This window comes from Variovorax sp. GW821-FHT10D07 (assembly GCF_059415325.1).
In genome coordinates this window covers 1-17,351 of sequence record NZ_JBWKMZ010000033.1, presented here as the reverse complement: position 1 = coordinate 17,351, position 17,351 = coordinate 1, and the positions used below count along the sequence as shown (strand labels likewise).

The window sequence follows — 17,351 nt, the reverse complement described above, 5'->3', positions numbered from 1 at the left end:
GTAGGATGGGTGGCCGATGCAGAATCGGCCAGGGCGGCGGACCGGTTCCGCCGCCGCAGTTCCGGACGGCCCCCGCGGCCCTCCCACCTTCCTTCTTCCTGAACGAACCGACACCGAATTGCCCATGTCCACCTCCCCGACGCGCATCCGCAAGGCCGTATTTCCCGTTGCAGGCTTCGGCACCCGCTTCCTGCCGGCCACCAAGGCCCAGCCCAAGGAAATGCTGCCGGTGGTCGACAAGCCCCTGATCCAGTACGCCGTCGAGGAAGCCTATGCCGCGGGCATCCGCGACATGATCTTCGTGACCGGCCGCAACAAGCGCGCGATCGAGGACCACTACGACACCGCCTACGAGCTCGAGAGCCAGCTCGAGGCCAGCGGCAAGGATGCGCTGCTGAACATCGCGCGCTCGGTGATGCCCGACGACATGACCTGCTCCTACGTGCGCCAGCCGCGCATGCTGGGCCTGGGCCACGCGGTGCTGTGCGCCGAGCACCTGGTGGGCAACGAGCCCTTCGCCGTGCTGCTGGCCGACGACCTGATGGTCGGCCCCACGGGCGGCGAACCGGTGCTGGCCCAGATGACCGCGGCCTTCGCGCGCCTCGGCGGCTCGCTGCTGGCGGTGCAGGAAGTGCCGCTCGAGCACGTGAAGCGCTACGGCATCGTGGCCGGCGACGCCGTCGAGGACGGCCTGGTCAAGGTCAACCGCATGGTCGAGAAGCCGAAGCCCGAGGACGCCCCCTCGCGCCTGGGCGTGGCCGGCCGCTACATCCTCACGCCTGGCGTGTTCGCCGAGATCCGCGAGCAGCCCAAGGGCGCGGGCGGCGAGATCCAGCTCACCGACGGCATCGCCGCGCTGATGAAGAAGGAATCGGTCTACGCCTATTCGTACAAGGGCGTGCGCTACGACTGCGGCAGCAAGGAAGGCTTCCTGCAGGCCAGCGTCGAACTCGCGCTCGCGCACCCCGAGGTGGGCGCCCAGTTCCGCGACTACCTCAAGAGCCTCAAGCTCTGAGGCCCCTGGCGGCCGAGCGGGTCGCCGTGGCCCGCGAGGACGTTACTTCAGCACGCCGATCTGCTGCATGAAGGTGTAGTCGTCGTAGAACAGCCATTCCTCGTCCATGGTGCCCTCCGCGTTCCAGCGGGCGACGGTGGCCATCTCGATGTTGAATTTCTTTCCCGTCGGCTGGACGACCTTGCCATTGCCCATGACGAACGGCTTCGTGAAGGTACCGCGCCAGACACCGGTCACGGCCGTGTACTGCCCCTGGCCGATGCGCACGTGGTGGATGGGATTCTCGGTATCGGGCGCGAAGGCGAAGATCTTCTTGGAGCGCTCCAGGTGCGCATCCAGTCCATGGGTGACGCTGCCGTCGGGATAGTGAACGATGATGTCCTTGGCATGGCTGCGATGCATCTCGTCCCATTTCTGGTGACTGTAGACATTGAAATCCAGGTCGTCGAAGTTGTTCAGGTTGCGCTCGACGATGCGCCGCTCGTCCTGGAACTGCTTGAGCGTCTTGTTGATGTTCGCCTCGGCGCGCTGCGGTGAAGTGGCCGAGAAATCATCGGGCCGATTGCGCGACTCCTGGGCCTGAGCCGACACCGCGACCAGCGCGGCGATGGAAAGGACGAGAGGGGCGGCGTGTCTGAGCATCATTGGATCCCTGGATAGTGATTGAAGCCCCCGATGCTAGGAACGCCAACCCGCCCTGGCTCTCCGTCCGCCGAAGCACAGCATTGCGGGAATCGAATCAGTTCGCCGGGATGACCCGCTCAATCGGCAGCGAACAACGCCTGGAGTTCTTCGGAGAAATGCTCGATGAAGACCCGTGCGTTGCGGGCCTGGTGCCGACGATGGCTGTAGACCAGCCAGACCCCCACGGGCGGCGATTGCCACTGCGGCAGGACCCGCAGCAGGCTCCCGTCGGCCAATGCCGCCTGGATCTGAAACGAGGGCAGCAAGGCCACGCCCATGCCAGTTCTGACCCCGGCACGCAACAGCTCGCCGTTGTCCGCCTTGAGGTGGTGGCGCACGCGCACCTCGTGGGTCTGCGAGCCATCGCTCAGGGTCCAGGTATCGCCTCCGGCGTGATAGGCATAGCCGAGGCAGGGGTGCATGGCCAGGTCCGCCAGGGATTTCGGCATCCGGTAGCGGGCCACATAGGCCGGAGAGACGCAGAGCCAGAGCGCGAACTGGCCTATGCACCGACCGGCCAGCGATTCGTCCGGGTTCGCGGTGAAACGCAGCGCCACATCGACGCCCCGCTCGACCAGATCGACCATGGCATCGGTCGCCGAGATGTCCAGATTGATCTTGGGATATCTGGCGCTGAAACGTGCCAGCATCGCGACGAATTCGGGCTGGGTGAAACTCCCCGGCAGCGACAGGCGCAGAGGCCCCGAAGGTTCTGCGGCGCGTCCGGAAACTGCGGTCTGGGCCTTGTCGAATGCCGCCAGCGCCTGCAGGCAACTCTCGTAGTAATTCTGGCCGTTCGAACTCAGGCTGACCGTTCGCGTGGTCCGGTTCAACAGCCGGATGCCGAGCCGGCCTTCAAGAAAGGCGACATGCCGGCTGATCGATGCCGACGAAACGCCAAGAACGTCGGCCGTGGCCCGGAAGCTGCGCCGCCGGGCTATCTCCACAAAAATCCGCATGCACTCTATGGTGTCCATGCTCCCCTCCCTCACGAATCAGAGGGGATCGTAATCCAGCCGCGGATCCTCGATCTCAGCGCCGCTTCAGCACATGGATGAAGTCGGTGCCGACCGTCTGCTGCTCCATCAGCGCATTGCCGGTCTGGCGCGCGAAGGCCTGGAAGTCGCGCACCGAGCCGGGGTCGGTCGAGACCACGCGCAGCAGCTGGCCGCTGGCCATGTCGTTGAGCGACTTCTTGGCCTTGAGGATGGGCAGTGGGCAGTTGAGCCCGCGGGTGTCGATTTCGCGGTCGACGTCCATGCTCAGGCTCCCTTGCCGATGGGCGGCTCGGGCGGCAGGTTCAGGCCGCGGCGGCGTTCCTCGTTCTCGGCCGCGGTGAAGAACACCGGCTCGTGGCCGCGCGTGCGCAGCCAGTCGGCCAGCGCATAGCCGGTGCCGGCGGGCCAGCACTTGAGGTCGGGCAGGTCGTAGAGACGGTAGTCGACCAGTTCGGGCGAGAGCTTGACCTCGCCATCGGCCACCACGTGGTAGGCGATGATGACCTGGTTCATGCGCTGGAAGTCGTAGGCGCCGACGATCTTGGTGGCGCTCACGTCGAGGTTGGTCTCTTCCTTGACCTCGCGCGCGATGCCTTCCTCGGGCGTCTCGGCGGCCTCCATGAAGCCGGTGATCAGCGCGAACATCTTGCCGGGCCAGGCCGCGTTGCGCGCCAGCAGCACCTGGCCGCGGTACTCGACGATGGCGGCCAGCACCGGCGTCGGGTTGTTCCAGTGCGTGTGGCCGCAGTTGGGGCAGCGCAGGCGCTCCTTGGGGCCGCCGTCTTCCATCAGCGCGATCCATTCGAGCGGCGTGGCGCAGACCTGGCAGAACTTGGGATGGGGCATGGGGTGGCTCTTGTTCTTTCTTGTCTCGTTCCGGGGAACCGCCGGCGCGCCGCGTGGCGCACCGCGGTGCTGGCATCAGGCGGGGAAGACGCCGGTCGACAGGTAGCGGTCGCCGCGGTCGCAGACCACGAACACGATGGTGGCGTTCTCGACCGTGTTGGCGACCTGCAGCGCCGCCCACAGCGCGCCGGCGGCCGAGATGCCGCCGAAGATGCCCTCTTCGCGCGCGAGGCGCCGGCACATCTCCTCGGCTTCGTCCTGGCTCACGTTGATCTCCTGGTCGACGCGGCTCGGGTCGAAGATCTTCGGCAGGTACTCGGCCGGCCACTTGCGGATGCCGGGGATGCGCGAGCCTTCGGCCGGCTGCGCGCCGACGATGCGGATCGCGGGGTTCTTCTCCTTGAGGAAGCGCGACACGCCGGTGATGGTGCCGGTGGTGCCCATGGCACTCACGAAGTGCGTGACCTTGCCCTGCGTGTCGGCCCAGATCTCGGGGCCCGTGGTCTCGTAGTGGATGCGCGGGTTGTCGGGGTTGGCGAACTGGTCGAGCACGCGGCCCTTGCCCTGCACCACCATCTGCTCGGCGAGGTCGCGCGCGTATTCCATGCCGCCGCTCTTGGGCGTGAGCACGAGCTCGGCGCCGAAGGCCTTCATGGTCTGGGCGCGTTCGATCGAGAGGTCCTCCGGCATGATCAGGACCATGTGGTAGCCCTTGATGGCCGCGGCCATCGCGAGCGCGATGCCAGTGTTGCCTGACGTGGCCTCGATCAGCGTGTCGCCGGGCTTGATCTCGCCGCGCTCCTCGGCGCGCTTGATCATCGAGAGCGCCGGGCGGTCCTTGACCGAGCCAGCGGGGTTGTTGCCCTCGAGCTTGCCGAGGATCACGTTGTTGCGCCGCGCGTTCTCTTCGGCGTTGATGCGCTGCAGCGCCACCAGCGGCGTGCGGCCGATGGCGTCTTCGATGGTGGGGTACTTGTGGGTCATGACTGCGTCCGGTCTGCCGCGCGGGAGGCGCTGGATTCCGCCCCGGAGGGTAGCGGATATGCGAAAGAAGGAGCTTTTGGACGGTTCATCATTCCACTGTGCCATAATTTTGGGCTTCCTTCCTGCCGTGCCCGGGTGGTGAAATTGGTAGACGCAGGGGACTCAAAATCCCCCGCCGCAAGGCGTGCCGGTTCGATTCCGGCCCCGGGCACCACGACAGAGAATCACGGCGTATTACCCAAACTCAAAACCCGCTCGCTGCCAAGGCGTCGCGGGTTTTTTGTTTTCTCAGACCGTCTCAAGCCATAGCATTCCATGTCGGCACTTTGTCGGTACTTTCGCCGGTACCGGCCAAGACGCCGGAATCGAGGTACCGACATCCAAGGGGCAGTTCGAATGGCGCTGACAGACACGTTCGTGAAGCAGGTGAAGCACAAAGGTTCGACCGTTGGCGAGCGCTACGCCGACGGCGGCGGGATGTATCTCCGAGTGAAAGCCTCGGGCAAATACTGGCGCCTCGACTACCGCATAAACGGCAAGCCTCAGACGCTCGCGCTAGGCGTGTATCCGGAGGTCTCGCTGGCCAAAGCTCGGCAGCGGCGCGAGAAGGCACGGGAGCAACTCGCCGACGGCATCAATCCCAGCGTGGCCAAGCGCGAGGAAAAGGCCGCCAAGATCGCGGCCGCGGGGAACACCTTCGAGACGGTGGCCCGCGACTGGCTATCGAAGACAGCAAGCAAGCGTGGCACCAACACGCACAAAAAGATCGAGACCTGGCTGACGAAGGACGTTTTCCCCTTCATCGGCCGTGACCCAGTGTCTGACCTTCGGGCCATGGACGTGCTGGACAAGGTTGCGAGGCACATGGAGGCTCGCGGCGCCAATGACAGCGCGCATCGCGTCGTGCAGGTCTGCTCGCAGGTCCTGCGGTTTGCCGTAGCCACTGGGCTTGTCGACCGCGACGTGACGGTGGATCTACGCGGCGCGCTGGCGACCGTTGAGAAGACCCACTATGCAGCGATCACTGAGACCAGGGCGTCGGTCAGCTCATGCGCGCAATCCGGAGCTACACAGGCCACCCAGCGACCATCGCGGCGCTCAAGCTCGCGCCGCTGGTCTTCCTGCGCCCTGGAGAGCTTCGAGCTGCCGAATGGTCCGAAATCGACCTTGAAGCCGCCGAGTGGCGCATCCCCGGCTCGAGGATGAAGATGAAGATCGAGCACCTGGTGCCTCTGTCGCGCCAGGCCGTCGAAATCTTCAAGGGCCTGCAGGACTTCACGGGGCATGGCCGCTATGTGTTCCCCAGCATTAGGACCGGGGAGCGCCCCATGAGCGAAAACACCATCAACGCGGCTTTGCGTGGCATGGGATATGGATCGGACGTGATGACCGGCCATGGCTTCCGAGCGACGGCACGCACCATCATGGATGAAGTGTTGGGAGAGCGGCCAGACCTGATCGAGCACCAATTGGCGCATACCGTGAAGGATCCGAACGGCCGGGCCTATAACCGCACCGCCCACCTCCCCGCACGTCGCGACATGATGCAGCGCTGGGCCGACTACCTAGACAAGCTCGCCGCGGGCGCCGAGATCCTGCAATTTAAGGCGGCATGAGCGCGATGCCAGCACCGCCCAGTTCGCTGGAAGACGAAGAGTTCCTCAACTGGATCACCGCCACGAATAGCGACCCACTCGTGCAAGAGATGGCGCGGCGTTTGGCGGAGCGTATCGATGACGCTCTAGAGGCCGAGGACCTTGAGGAAAAAGTCGAGACTCTGGAAGCTCAAGTTGCTTCCCTGGAGGCAAGTATCGACCGGCTAGAAAGCACGAACGCTGAACTGAGAACAAGGTTGGCGAGCCAACGAAGCCCACTGCATCGGGAGGCGCTCCCAGAAAATCGGCCTCTTCGCAAAACACATGTCGACGTGGCGCTCGGCCTGCTCCCCGAGATCGGCTCGAGCATGTCTAACCATTCGCTTACCAGGCTTCTAGCCGAAGAGGCTAAGACCAGCCACAACGCGGCGGGCAATGCCATCCGCCGGCTTATCGATCAAGGGCGGTTGCAGGCCGATGGGCGAGGCGCCAAGCGCAACATCATTCGCGTCGCGTAGCTCCTTCCGATCCCGCCTGTTGTGTCATTGCATAGTGCAGACGCTCAGATGGAAGTGGAAAGTGGAAAGTCCTGAGGCTTGCACGCACGGTTAATGCGAGGCCTGGATCGCGTAGAGATACCGCTTTACCTAGCCTTCAACACGCGCATCTTCAAGAGATACCCCACATATCGACGTGCAACACATGCGCGTCTGCGGCAAGCAACTCCGCCGCTGAGTTCACCCCCTGTAGGGCTCGCTGCAGAACCATTGCTCCGGAACGATCGGCAATCGCATCTCGGATCACTGCATCTCACTTAGCGCCACGCCGTGGTGCGCATGCGGGAAGACCGGATGCGGTGGAGAAGCAATGGCAACCAACACCCCCACGCCCGACCGAGCGTTGTCTTTCGACAAGCTGCCGGACTCGGCCTATGTTGACGTTCGCACCGTCGCGGGCATCCATGACATTTCCGTGCCCACCGCTTGGCGCTGGAGCTCGCACGGGCTGCTCCCACGCCCAGAGAAGCTCGAACCGGCCACGACGCGGTGGAACGTAGGCGCATTGCGCCGCCACCGCGAGAAGGCAACCAAGGACGCCGCCTAATGCCGATGGCACAAGAAAAAGCCGCCGGGGTGGGGGCACCCGAGGCGGCTGAGAAAAAAAGTGGAGTCCCTGGTATCGGCGCCAACCAAGCCGATGACAAGGCCCTGGCGACGTTGAGGGCCGAGTTTGCGCGCCGCGGGCAGGTGTTGGATGTTCAGCAGCGCGGCGGCCGGGCGCTCTACGTCATCAGCCGGTGGGCTCAGTCGCGCATGTTCACCCACCTGCATGATGTCGATGCCTTCCTCCGCCAGATCTCGGGAGGTGCCCAGTGAAAGACCGCCAAGTCCAGTTGTTCACCGCAACGATGGCAGCCACGGGCATGCATCCGCCGGCGAACTTCATCGCCGATGGTCGCTTGCACCTGTTCAGCCCGGACGGAGAAGGAACCCAGGCCGACGGCTGGTACGTCCTGCGGCACGAGGTCCGGTTGATGGGGGCCTTCGGCTGCCATCGCAGGGGCATCGCCCTGGCCTGGGCCGACACGGGGGCCACGCTCTGGCACGACGAGCTGGCTCGAGAGCAGCGCAGCCTGCGTGCCAGGCTGGAGGCCTTCTCGTCGGGGATCTCGGCAGCCAGCGAGCGGCATGACTCCGAACTGGTGCAGCACCTCGCCGCGGCAATGATCTTCGTCGCCGAGCGCCTGGGCGAACTGGGGGCGGCCCCATGATGAAGCTCGTTCCCAAGAACTGGTCGACGTTCCAACACTACAAGGATCGGTCGCCGCCGTGGATCAAGCTGCACAAGGCGCTGCTCGACGATCGGAAGTATCAGCGCTTGCCGCTCGCTAGCAAAGCGCTTGCACCGATGCTCTGGCTGATCGCCAGCGAGTCGAAGGATGGTTCCTTTGATGGCTCTATCGAGGAACTCGCGTTCCGGCTGCGCGCGGAAGGGCGAGACATCGAAGCCGGCCTGCAACCCCTGATCGAGGCTGGATTCTTCGAGGTCGCCGAAGCGCAGGGCAAGCAACCCGCTAGCGCCGTGCCGACGGCTCGCGAGCAGGATGCTAGCAACACGGAGGCAGCTCGCTTGCAGGTTGCTGTACCAGAGACAGAGACAGAGGGAGAGACAGAACTGGAGGCTTACGCCTCTGTCGGCAAAGCCGACGCCGTGCCGGCCTGCCCTTTCGATGAATTGATCGATGCCTACGAGCAAACCTTGCCGATGCTGCCCCAAGTCCGGCGATCGCTGTTCCGAGCTGGCAGGTCGGCAACGGCGATGCGACAGCGATGGCGATGGGTGCTGACGTCAAATCACGAACGTGGCGAGCGTGCTGGCACGCGCATCGCCGAGACTCAGGAGCAGGGGGTCGAGTGGTTTCGCAAGTTCTTCCGCCACGTGGAGCGCAGCGATTTCCTGACCGGCCGCGATGCGAAGTGGGCCAGCTGCGATCTCGCCTGGCTGATGACGGCCAGCAAGTTCGAGGCCGTGCTGAACGGGCGATACCACGTGGCGGAGGGCACATGACCGAAGCTATGCCCTTGGGCCAGGTCCTGCCCGGCACGATGCCGCACAGCCTTGAGGCCGAGGCTGCTTTGCTGGGCGGCCTGCTGCTCGATAACGAGGTGCTCGGCCGGGTCGCCAACCTGGAGCCGGTAGCCTTCTATCAGCCATTCCACCGCGATGTGTTCGGCACCATCCTGCGTATCGCTCGCGCCGGCGATGCGTTCGACGTGGTGACCGTCTTCGATGCCATGCGGGCTGGCGGTCAGGTCGGCGACGACGGGCTGGCGCGCCTGCACGAACTGGCGCAGTTCGTACCCGGCGCCGCGGCGCTGCGCCGGCATGCTGCAATCGTCAGCGCGCGCCACCAGCAGCGGCAGTTGATGCGGGCCGACGCCGAGATCATCGAGATTGCGGGCGCGCAGGCGCCGCCGGCCGAACTGATCGACAAGGCCCAAATGATCCTGGCGCGGTTGTCGGTCGCGAAGTCTAGGCGCGAGCCCCAGCACGTGACCGCCTCGCTGGCCGAATACCTCAAGCTGCTCGAAGAGCTGAGCGAGGGCAAGAATCCCGCGATCGCGACCGGCATCCATGGCCTCGACCGCCTGCTCAATGGTGGCCTGCGGCGAGGCGAGCTGCTGGTGCTCGGGGCGAGGCCGAAGCATGGCAAAACTGCGGTTTCTCTTGCGATCGCACGCGCGATGGCCCGCCAATACGGCGTGCTGTTCCTGTCGCAGGAGATGCCGATCAGCCAGCTCGTGCATCGGCACACGGCTGCCGAGGGCTCGATAGACCTCGGGCGGATCCTGCGCGCCGATCCCAAGGCCGATGAGATGTGGGTGGCCGTCACGCTCGCGGCGGAGCGCCTGGGAGGCCTTCGCCTCGTGCACGACGATCAGGCGGCCCTGAGCCTGCTGGACATCCGGCGCAAGGCGATCAAGGTCAGGCGCGAGCATGGCCTTGACGTGCTGTTCGTGGACTTCCTGCAGCTCATGGCCGGCGGCGGCGAGGAGAACAGCAACCGTGAGTTGGACATCACCGCCAACGGCCTGAAGGCGCTAGCGATGGACTTGAACGTCGCAGTCACCGCGCCGGTGACCTACGACGACATCGTGAGAAAGGCGTGATAGTCGATCAGGCTGCGATGGGCGAGCAAAGTTCGACAAGCGTCCCATCGGGGCAACGAACGTAGGAGACAACTTGCCCCCACGGCTTGGTGATTGGCGGGCTCAGTTCGACAGCTCCGGAAGCAAGCGCGTGAGTATGGGCTGCCTGAACTTCGTCCGTCACAAGGGCCACTTCCATACCAAGTGGAGCGGGGGAGGACGAGGCAGAAACGTGTCCTGTCTTGAAGTTCATTGCCGCCAGTTCGTGGGCCGCGAAGGCAAGCGTTGTTGCCCCGGTTTCCAGTTCGCCGTATGTGCCGGACTCGTGCAAGAACCGTCTGGAGAACCCGAATGCCGCCTCAAAGAAAGACAAGGATGCAGCGACATCGGGGACATAAATGATGGTGTACCCGAACTTCATGATTGGGCGTGAAAAAAGTAGCCGCATTGGGCTGGGAATCTCATAATACATGGATATTTATCCAGTATCAGTTGCTCGCTGGAGCAAAGAGGGTACCCCTTATATTCATACAGAGATTCCGTAGTTTTTACCTCCTTCTCGCCGACGAAAGCGACCGCCTACCGCCCAGATGCCGCGTTGCGCGGCATGGTAAACATCGGAAAATAAACCGCATGCACGAGCCGGGGCCGTACTCCATGGTGGTAGATCTATGGGAGGCCTGCGACACGTTCGGTCTGCGCGGAAGCTACGGATCGAGGAGCCACGCCAAGTCTGGCAGGTGGTGCCACCAACGCAACGGCTCCGAGTAACGCTCGCAGCCATCGTTGGTGGTATCGATGGGCGATGAGTCCCTGCTGCTACCATCCGCGCACCAACATACGGAGCAGGAGCCCCAGTGGGCCTCACAATCAAAAAAACGACCCTCACTACCTGGACGGTTCTGCTGGCCTCTGTGATGCTTTCAGCACTGTTCGAGTCGTTTGTTGTCGATGCCGTCATGGCAACGATCATCTTGGCAATGATGATCCACCAAGTGAATCCCCGATCTGGCATTCATGTAATGTTCTTGGTTGGCTTTTCGGTGTTCATCTATTTTCCGGCGTTTATGAATGGCCTTTTTCTCGGCACATCGTATGCACTGTTCTACGCGTCAGCAGCCATCTCTTTCATATTTTTGCATTTTGCCACCGGGATGGAATACCAACCGCCCGCAAAGGCGCATGGCAGATATTTTGTTTACTTGTTTTTTGCGTGGCTGGCAGTGATTGGTGCGTCGCTGGCGGGTGATTTGGCGCTTTATTTTCTTTCGCCTTTCGTTATGTTTTATGCGATTTGCCTACAACCAGGACGCACCATAAGAAACATACTTCTTTTTATCGCCTTTATTTCCACTTTTGTTTTTTATTACGTAATTGGCTGGGGCGGTTACGGACGCACCGTGACCTTCGGCATTCTCATCGTTGGCATTGTGTACTTTCTATATGCCCAAGGAATCAAGGTCAATAGAGTTGCCTTTTCGGTCGGCCCAATCGCGGGAAGCCTACTGTTAACCAGCCGAAAGGCCATCGATGATGTTTCTTTTAATTTAACTGCGGCCATGGATGATTCTGCTATCCAGCCCTATCGTCTTGCCGATACTTTTTTTGAAGCGTATGCGCAACAAGGAATTAATATTTCCGGCTTTTTTGATCAAATCCTTTTCACACTTTTTGCATGGGTTCCCCGTGGGGTATGGCCCGACAAGCCATTTGCCTTCGGTTTTCAATATGTTCTGGACAATCTGGACCCATCCTTAGCGGACGAGGGTCACTCCATCGCATCCACACTAATAGGCGACCATATTTTCTATCTTGGATGGTGGGGTTTATTAACCGGCGCAGTCATGGCTTATTTGGTGGCAAAGCTATGCCGCCTTGTTTATTCCATGAAATTATTCAATGGGTTCGGAGTAGTCATCATCGCTTGCAGCATGATGGTGCTGGTCTGGGGTGGGATGACTTCTTTTGCTGCCCGGATGGCTTTTCCGGTGGTCTCGCTCTCTCCCTTCTTGTTGCTTTATTTCGCGTCTCGCATGACCATTGAACGGCCGCAGCCTCGCCGAATTCAGAGTTAGAGTTGTAGTTTGCGTCTGGCGCGTTGTCGGCGCGTCGTAGAAGTGCTTGCAAAGTGCGCCGGCCGCTCCTCGTTCTCCAGCAAGTCGCGCCAAGTCTTCCGATCTCTGCTCAAGGCCGCCGAACACGTTGGCAAGCACCGTAATGGTCGGGGCTGCCAGGCCTGGGGCAGGAGAGGTGAGATTCGGGTAGGGCTCGCTGGATGTAGCGAACCACGCGCTGTTGCAGCCGGCTGCCAGGTAAGCAAAAGCGTCGCAAGCGTCGGCATGAAGGTGGGTTGAGCATTTTTGCCCAGCGACTGTGCGCGTAGATGATCCGATGACGCGCCGGCATCATCCTCCGCCGGAAGTGAGTCAGTGAAGATCAGGAGCCGTGCAAACGCCAGTGGCGATCATTTCGTCGGTCTTAAGTAGTGCCCAGATGATTGCCGGGATGTCGAATGACGCCTCGCACGCCGCGCAAGGGCTATGGTGATCGGCACTTGCCGGGGGCGTGAACACGCCCTTACCCCGCCGCTGCGCTCGACTGTCAGAAGCTTCGGACAGGACGTTTCCCATCTGGCAAATGCGCTCGACGCGCGATTTATGCAGTCCGATGGCGAGCAGCATGACGCGGGCCTGTGCAGCCCAGGCCGCAAGATGGCCTACGCTGGCATAAGCTCCCTGCTCATGACGTCAACGAGATCCATCGGAATCCTCCGGCAGGTTGATCGAATCGGTGACCGCGCCGGGTGCGACGTCGCCGGCTCAGGCCCGCGCACAGCACAGTAGCAACGGGCCCAGGCGTAGGCCAGTAGGACCATGCCGAGACCGGGCATTCGCCAACCGCCATGCCTACGGCCATCGCCCCCCAGATCGCGACCACTACCGGTTACCTTGTGTTCTTGGGCATGGCGTTGAATCGGCAGCCAACGTTGACGAGGATCGCGGCGCTGGCGCGCCAGATGGGCAACGCGTAGAGCCGGGCGATGTCCCAGTTCATGACGGGTCCCTTTGCTGCGGCGCTAGGTCAATGGCCATGAAGAGGAACCGCAGGAGGGTCCGCAGCAGCTTGGGCTAGTTATCGCCGATGGCACCAATCAGAAGCGCCAGCAATCTGATCAGCACGCGCTCGATGTGCAAGCTGCAGTAACTGCTTCCGATGCCGACCATGCACAAGAAGTACCAAAGTGTGACCTTGTGAAAGTTCTCCTTGCGGCGGTTCGGGCAAGCGGCCAGCGGCCAGCGGCCAGCGGCCAGCGGGCGACATCGTCCCCGAAAAACTATGATTCTCCAGTTTGGAGCGCGCCATCAGAGCATCTCGTCCGCGACTTGGCTCATGAACGCAGCGGCCTCTCTCTCACCGTTGCAAACTTCGCCGTGCAGACCTGGAACATGCTGAACGCTAGTTAATCGTCGCCCGAAGGAACATGCGGATTCACATATCTCCCGCAGATAGGCGCATCACCGTGAGCATGAGCCAATAAGTCGCGCCTGATCTGGGACAGACAACGATCCCAGCGATTGGCAGAAAACTGACGAAACAAATCCGATATCGAGATCTTCCATTGCTTGAAGAGAACGGTCCCACTTTGTACAGGAATGCGCTGTTGGCGTCGACGATGCTCTCCAATTGAAAAATTGGTTACTGCTCAATCCACCTCTAGGCGTATCCAATTGAATCTTGATCCACGGACCGTCCTATTGGTGAGGCACCGAAATCGAAAAAATGACCAAGGCTAAAGATTTAGCAAGCACGCGCGTGAAAGGCACGCGCACCCAGGGCTTTAAGGCCACGGTGTCGGGCGTGTTGCTCAACACCTCCCTGCCGCGCCGCATGCTGCGCAGCTCGACCAGCTACCGACTGCCCGGCGACTGGAGCCGGCTCACGCTGGGAGGCAGCCTGAGCTACCAGAACGGCATCTACTTCGACGAGAACTACGGCCTCGGCCGCGCCACCCAGGGCAGCGTGACGCTGATCGGCCTGATGGCGCGCTACGAGTTCAGCCGGCAGCTGAGCGCGAGCCTCAACATCGAGAACCTCGGCGGCAAGCGCTACTACGCGGGACTCGGCGGCTACAACGGCTACACCGAGGGCACGCCGCGCAATGCGTGGCTGAAGCTGCAGTACAAGTTCTAGCCGGCGTTCTCGCGCAGCCCGGTATGCACCGTCGGATGCGCGAGCCGCACGCGCAGCTCGCGCTTGAGCCGCGTGTTGTCGAGCCGGCGCGATTCGCCCATGAAGCTCAGCAGCTGCAGCGGCAGCTGGCGCTCGGCCTCCTCGCGCGCCACCCGCGGCGGGCGCGGCATGCCGTAGAGGTCGGCCGCGAGGTCGATGTAGTCGCCCATGCGCAGCTCGGTGTCGTCCGAGGCATGCACGATGCGCTGCGGCCGGCCGCGGAACAGCGCCGCGATGCAGGCGCGCGCGAGGTCGTCGGCATGGATGTGGCTGGTGTAGACGTCGTCCTCGCGCCGCAGCACCGGCGTGCCGCGCTGCAGCCGCTGGCGCGGCGTGCCGCCCTCGCGATCGGGCGCGTAGATGCCCGGGATGCGCAGGATGCTGGCGCGCACGCCGGTGCTGCGGCCGAACCAGCGCACGGCGCGCTCGGCATCGACGCGCCGGTGGCTGCGCGGCGTGTCGGGACGCACGGTGCGGGTCTCGTTCACGCGCGCGCCGCCGCAATCGCCATAGACGCCGCTGGTCGAACCGTAGACCAGCGCATCGGGCAGGCCGCGCAGCCGCAGCGCGCGCACCAGCGCGGCGGTACGCTGGTCGCGCCACCAGGCCGAGCCGCTGTCGCGCGGCGGCGGTGCCAGGTGCAGCACGCGCGTGCCCAGGGCCGACAGGCGGCGCAGGGTCTTGGGATCGTCGAGATTGCCGATCAACGGCCGGATGCCCGCGGCGCGCAAAGCGCTCACGCGCTCGGCCGAGGAGGTGAGCGCCACCAGCGACACGCGCCCGCGCAGATCGCGCGCCACGCGCTGGCCGACGTCGCCGCAGCCGACGATCAGGAGACGCGTCCGGCGGAAGCGCGCCGGCAGCGCGCCGGAGGGGCTATGGATTGAAGGCAAAATTCGGGTTCCCTTTTCTTTTTCAGCCCCCATGTAACGGGCTGATCCAAGCCGAAGAATACCGATGACTGTTGCAGCGCCGCATGAGGCGGGCTTTTCCATCACCGTCGAACCCAGCGGCCGCCATTTCGCGGCGCAAGGCGACGAAACCATCCTCGCTGCCGGCATCCGCCAGGGCATCGGCCTGCCCTATGGCTGCAAGGACGGCGCCTGCGGCTCGTGCAAGTGCCGCAAGCTCTCGGGCGAGGTCGAGCTCGGCCCGCACCAGAGCAAGGCCCTGAGCGCGGAGGAACAGCTCGCGGGCTTCGTGCTGACCTGCTGCGCCCGCGCGCGCAGCGATGTGGTGCTCGAATCGCGCCAGGTGACCGAGGCCGGCGCCCACCCGATCCGCAAGATGCCGGTGCGGGTGCTCGCGCTCGCGCGCAAGTCGCACGACGTGATGCAGGTCCGCCTGCAGCTGCCGGCCGGCGAGCCGCTGCAGTTCTACGCGGGCCAGTACGTGGAATTCATCCTGCGCGACGGCGCGCGCCGCAGCTACTCGATGGCCAATGCGCCGCACACGCTGGGCGAGCCGGGCACCGGCATCGAGCTGCACCTGCGCCACCTGCCGGGCGGCAAGTTCACCGACCACGTGTTCCTCACCATGAAGGAAAAGGAGATCCTGCGCATCGAGGGCCCCTACGGCAGCTTCTTCCTGCGCGAGGATTCCGACAAGCCGATGATCCTGCTGGCCTCGGGCACGGGCTTCGCGCCGATCAAGGCGCTGCTCGAGCACATGAAGTTCAAGGCCATCGACCGCCCCGCCACGCTCTACTGGGGCGGCCGCCGGCCCGAGGACCTCTACATGGACGACTGGGTGCGCGAGCAGCTCGCGCAGATGCCGAACCTGCGCTACGTGCCCGTGATCTCCAACGCCACGCCCGAGGACAACTGGACCGGCCGCACCGGCTTCGTCCATGCCGCCGTGCTGGAGGACTTCGCCGACCTCTCGGGCCACCAGGTCTACGCCTGCGGCGCGCCGATCGTGGTCGACTCGGCCAAGCGCGACTACGTGGCGCTCGCGGGCCTGCCCGAGGAAGAGTTCTTCGCCGACGCGTTCACCACCGAGGCCGACAAGGCACTGCCCTGAGCGCGGCCGGGCGGCGCGCCGGCTAGGGATAGCCACGCTGCAAGCACCGCGCGGCGCACCGACAATCCGGGGCATGACAACCCGCAAGACCTTCCTCGCCACCCTCGCCCTCTCCACGCTCGCCCTGGCCACCGGCACCCCCGCCCTGGCCCAGCAGCAGCGGCCGATCCGCCTCGTTGTGCCCTACGCGGCCGGCGGCCCCATCGACGTGACGGCGCGCGCGCTGGCCGAACGCGTGCGCGACACGCTCGGCGGCCCGGTGATCATCGACAACAAGCCCGGCGCGGGCGGCAACATCGGCGCCGACATCGTTGCCAAGGCCGCGCCCGACGGCCTGACCATCGGCATCGCGGCCACCGCCACCAACGCGGTGAACCCCTGGCTCTACAGCAAGATGCCCTTCAACGCGGCCACCGACTTCGCGCCGATCACGCAGATGGTCCGCGTGCCCAACGTGCTGGTGATGAACGCCGAGACCGCGCAGCGCCTGAAGATCGCCACGCTCAAGGACCTGATCGCCTACGCCAAGGCCAACCCCGGCAAGCTCAACTACGGCAGCGGCGGCAACGGCAGCGCCGGCCATCTGGCGGGCGAGATGTTCAAGAAGGCGGCCGGCATCTTCGCGGTGCACATCCCCTACAACGGCGGCAACCCGGCGCAGCTGGCGCTGGTGTCGGGCCAGGTCGACTTCAACTTCGACAACCTCGCCACCGCCGCGCCCAACATCCGCTCGGGCAAGCTCAAGGCGATCGCCGTGACCACCCTGCAGCGCAGCAGCGCCCTGCCCGAGGTGCCGCCGGTGTCGGACACGCTCAAGGACTTCTCGATCGACACCTGGTGGGGCCTGGTCGCGCCGGCCCATACGCCGCCGGATGTGATCGCCAAGCTCAACCATGCCTTCGTCGACGCGCTGAACGCGCCGGAGACCAAGTCGCGCTTCGCGCTGCTGCTGGCGGAGCCGGTGGCCAGCACGCCCGCGCAGTTCGGCGCCTTCATGAAGAGCGAACTCGGCAAGTACGAGCAGGTGGTGAAGGCCACGGGCGCGAAGGTCGACTGAGCTCGCACACACAAGACAAAGGGCGGCCGGTGCCTCGCACCGCCGCCCTTTTTTTTGCGTGGCCTCGAAAGGCCCGCCGCGCCGCTTACTCGCCCAGGTACGCCGCGCGCACCTTCGGATCGCTGAGCAGCCCCTTGGCATCGCCCGACATGGTGATCAGGCCCGACTCCATCACGTAGCCGCGGTCGGCCAGCTGCAGCGCGCGGTTGGCGTTCTGCTCGACCAGCAGGATGGTCACGCCCTGCGCGGCCACGGCCTGCACCACCTCGA

At 64.0% G+C, this 17,351-nt stretch carries 19 protein-coding genes, 1 tRNA gene and 2 pseudogenes; 13 read left to right on the top strand and 9 right to left on the bottom strand.

All coding sequences use genetic code 11. The features are described from left to right. The first annotated feature begins 124 nt into the window (after positions 1–124). Complete coding sequence (gene galU / locus AC07PU_RS42195) at positions 125–1,015, top strand: UTP--glucose-1-phosphate uridylyltransferase GalU (RefSeq protein ID WP_093355683.1); 891 nt, start codon at positions 125–127, stop codon at positions 1,013–1,015. A gap of 42 nt (positions 1,016–1,057) precedes the next feature. Here galU and AC07PU_RS42190 read toward each other — a convergent pair whose 3' ends face one another. From AC07PU_RS42190 to cysM, 5 genes are all read right to left on the bottom strand, one after another. Further along, positions 1,058–1,657, bottom strand: a complete 600-nt coding sequence (locus tag AC07PU_RS42190; protein WP_093355766.1) for an ester cyclase — start codon at positions 1,655–1,657, stop codon at positions 1,058–1,060. Between the two features lie 119 nt (positions 1,658–1,776). Then, positions 1,777–2,676, bottom strand: coding sequence for a LysR family transcriptional regulator (locus tag AC07PU_RS42185; protein ID WP_093355685.1), 900 nt, complete (start codon positions 2,674–2,676; stop codon positions 1,777–1,779). Between the two features lie 55 nt (positions 2,677–2,731). After that, complete coding sequence (locus AC07PU_RS42180; protein WP_057592910.1) at positions 2,732–2,959, bottom strand: sulfurtransferase TusA family protein; 228 nt, start codon at positions 2,957–2,959, stop codon at positions 2,732–2,734. A 2-nt stretch (positions 2,960–2,961) separates the two neighbouring features. Continuing rightward, entirely contained in the window at positions 2,962–3,543 is a 582-nt protein-coding gene (locus AC07PU_RS42175; protein WP_296784082.1) for an NUDIX domain-containing protein, read from the bottom strand. 75 nt (positions 3,544–3,618) lie between these two features. Beyond that, positions 3,619–4,527, bottom strand: a complete 909-nt coding sequence (cysM, locus tag AC07PU_RS42170; protein ID WP_495323642.1) for a cysteine synthase CysM — start codon at positions 4,525–4,527, stop codon at positions 3,619–3,621. 129 nt (positions 4,528–4,656) lie between these two features. Here cysM and AC07PU_RS42165 point away from each other — a divergent pair. The 8 genes and pseudogenes from AC07PU_RS42165 (at position 4,657) to AC07PU_RS42130 (ending at position 9,793) form a co-directional block, all read left to right on the top strand. Then, positions 4,657–4,741 (top strand) — tRNA-Leu (locus tag AC07PU_RS42165). A 182-nt stretch (positions 4,742–4,923) separates the two neighbouring features. Then, positions 4,924–6,143, top strand: a pseudogene (locus tag AC07PU_RS42160) (tyrosine-type recombinase/integrase). Beyond that, a complete protein-coding gene (locus tag AC07PU_RS42155; protein ID WP_495323641.1) occupies positions 6,140–6,640 on the top strand; it encodes a hypothetical protein in 501 nt (166 codons plus the stop codon). Before AC07PU_RS42160 ends, AC07PU_RS42155 begins: the two are co-directional and overlap by 4 nt. A 349-nt stretch (positions 6,641–6,989) precedes the next feature. Next, positions 6,990–7,226: a transcriptional regulator gene (locus tag AC07PU_RS42150; RefSeq protein WP_495323640.1), complete on the top strand. Its 237-nt coding sequence runs from the start codon at positions 6,990–6,992 to the stop codon at positions 7,224–7,226. Then, on the top strand, positions 7,226–7,498 hold the full coding sequence (locus tag AC07PU_RS42145) for a hypothetical protein (protein WP_495323639.1): 273 nt from the start codon (positions 7,226–7,228) through the stop codon (positions 7,496–7,498). Before AC07PU_RS42150 ends, AC07PU_RS42145 begins: the two co-directional genes overlap by 1 nt. After that, the gene (locus tag AC07PU_RS42140) at positions 7,495–7,893 is read left to right on the top strand and encodes a hypothetical protein (RefSeq protein ID WP_495323638.1); all 399 of its coding nucleotides are present in this window, start codon (positions 7,495–7,497) and stop codon (positions 7,891–7,893) included. Before AC07PU_RS42145 ends, AC07PU_RS42140 begins: the two co-directional genes overlap by 4 nt. Beyond that, complete coding sequence (locus tag AC07PU_RS42135; RefSeq protein ID WP_495323637.1) at positions 7,890–8,690, top strand: hypothetical protein; 801 nt, start codon at positions 7,890–7,892, stop codon at positions 8,688–8,690. The genes AC07PU_RS42140 and AC07PU_RS42135 overlap by 4 nt, the downstream gene beginning before the upstream one ends. Further along, positions 8,687–9,793, top strand: coding sequence for a replicative DNA helicase (locus tag AC07PU_RS42130; protein ID WP_495323636.1), 1,107 nt, complete (start codon positions 8,687–8,689; stop codon positions 9,791–9,793). Before AC07PU_RS42135 ends, AC07PU_RS42130 begins: the two co-directional genes overlap by 4 nt. A 7-nt stretch (positions 9,794–9,800) precedes the next feature. Here the strand turns inward: AC07PU_RS42130 and AC07PU_RS42125 are convergent, their stop codons facing one another. After that, positions 9,801–10,193, bottom strand: a complete 393-nt coding sequence (locus AC07PU_RS42125) for a VOC family protein (RefSeq protein ID WP_495323648.1) — start codon at positions 10,191–10,193, stop codon at positions 9,801–9,803. 436 nt (positions 10,194–10,629) lie between these two features. On the opposite strand from AC07PU_RS42125, the gene AC07PU_RS42120 reads away from it, so the two are divergent. Beyond that, on the top strand, positions 10,630–11,847 hold the full coding sequence (locus tag AC07PU_RS42120; RefSeq protein WP_495323635.1) for a hypothetical protein: 1,218 nt from the start codon (positions 10,630–10,632) through the stop codon (positions 11,845–11,847). A 351-nt stretch (positions 11,848–12,198) separates the two neighbouring features. On the opposite strand, the gene AC07PU_RS42115 is transcribed toward AC07PU_RS42120, so the two are convergent. After that, positions 12,199–12,453, bottom strand: a complete 255-nt coding sequence (locus AC07PU_RS42115; protein WP_495323634.1) for a hypothetical protein — start codon at positions 12,451–12,453, stop codon at positions 12,199–12,201. 1,099 nt (positions 12,454–13,552) lie between these two features. On the opposite strand from AC07PU_RS42115, the gene AC07PU_RS42110 reads away from it, so the two are divergent. Beyond that, on the top strand, positions 13,553–13,963 hold the full coding sequence (locus AC07PU_RS42110) for a TonB-dependent receptor domain-containing protein (protein ID WP_495323633.1): 411 nt from the start codon (positions 13,553–13,555) through the stop codon (positions 13,961–13,963). Here the strand turns inward: AC07PU_RS42110 and AC07PU_RS42105 are convergent. Further along, complete coding sequence (locus tag AC07PU_RS42105; protein ID WP_495323632.1) at positions 13,960–14,895, bottom strand: SDR family oxidoreductase; 936 nt, start codon at positions 14,893–14,895, stop codon at positions 13,960–13,962. The genes AC07PU_RS42110 and AC07PU_RS42105 overlap by 4 nt on opposite strands. Before the next feature lie 64 nt (positions 14,896–14,959). Here AC07PU_RS42105 and AC07PU_RS42100 point away from each other — a divergent pair, with 64 nt between their 5' ends. After that, on the top strand, positions 14,960–16,024 hold the full coding sequence (locus AC07PU_RS42100; protein ID WP_208508910.1) for a CDP-6-deoxy-delta-3,4-glucoseen reductase: 1,065 nt from the start codon (positions 14,960–14,962) through the stop codon (positions 16,022–16,024). A gap of 73 nt (positions 16,025–16,097) precedes the next feature. After that, on the top strand, positions 16,098–17,081 hold the full coding sequence (locus tag AC07PU_RS42095) for a Bug family tripartite tricarboxylate transporter substrate binding protein (RefSeq protein WP_495323631.1): 984 nt from the start codon (positions 16,098–16,100) through the stop codon (positions 17,079–17,081). 85 nt (positions 17,082–17,166) lie between these two features. Here AC07PU_RS42095 and AC07PU_RS42090 read toward each other — a convergent pair. After that, positions 17,167–17,351: pseudogene (locus AC07PU_RS42090) on the bottom strand (ABC transporter ATP-binding protein); the annotation flags it as partial.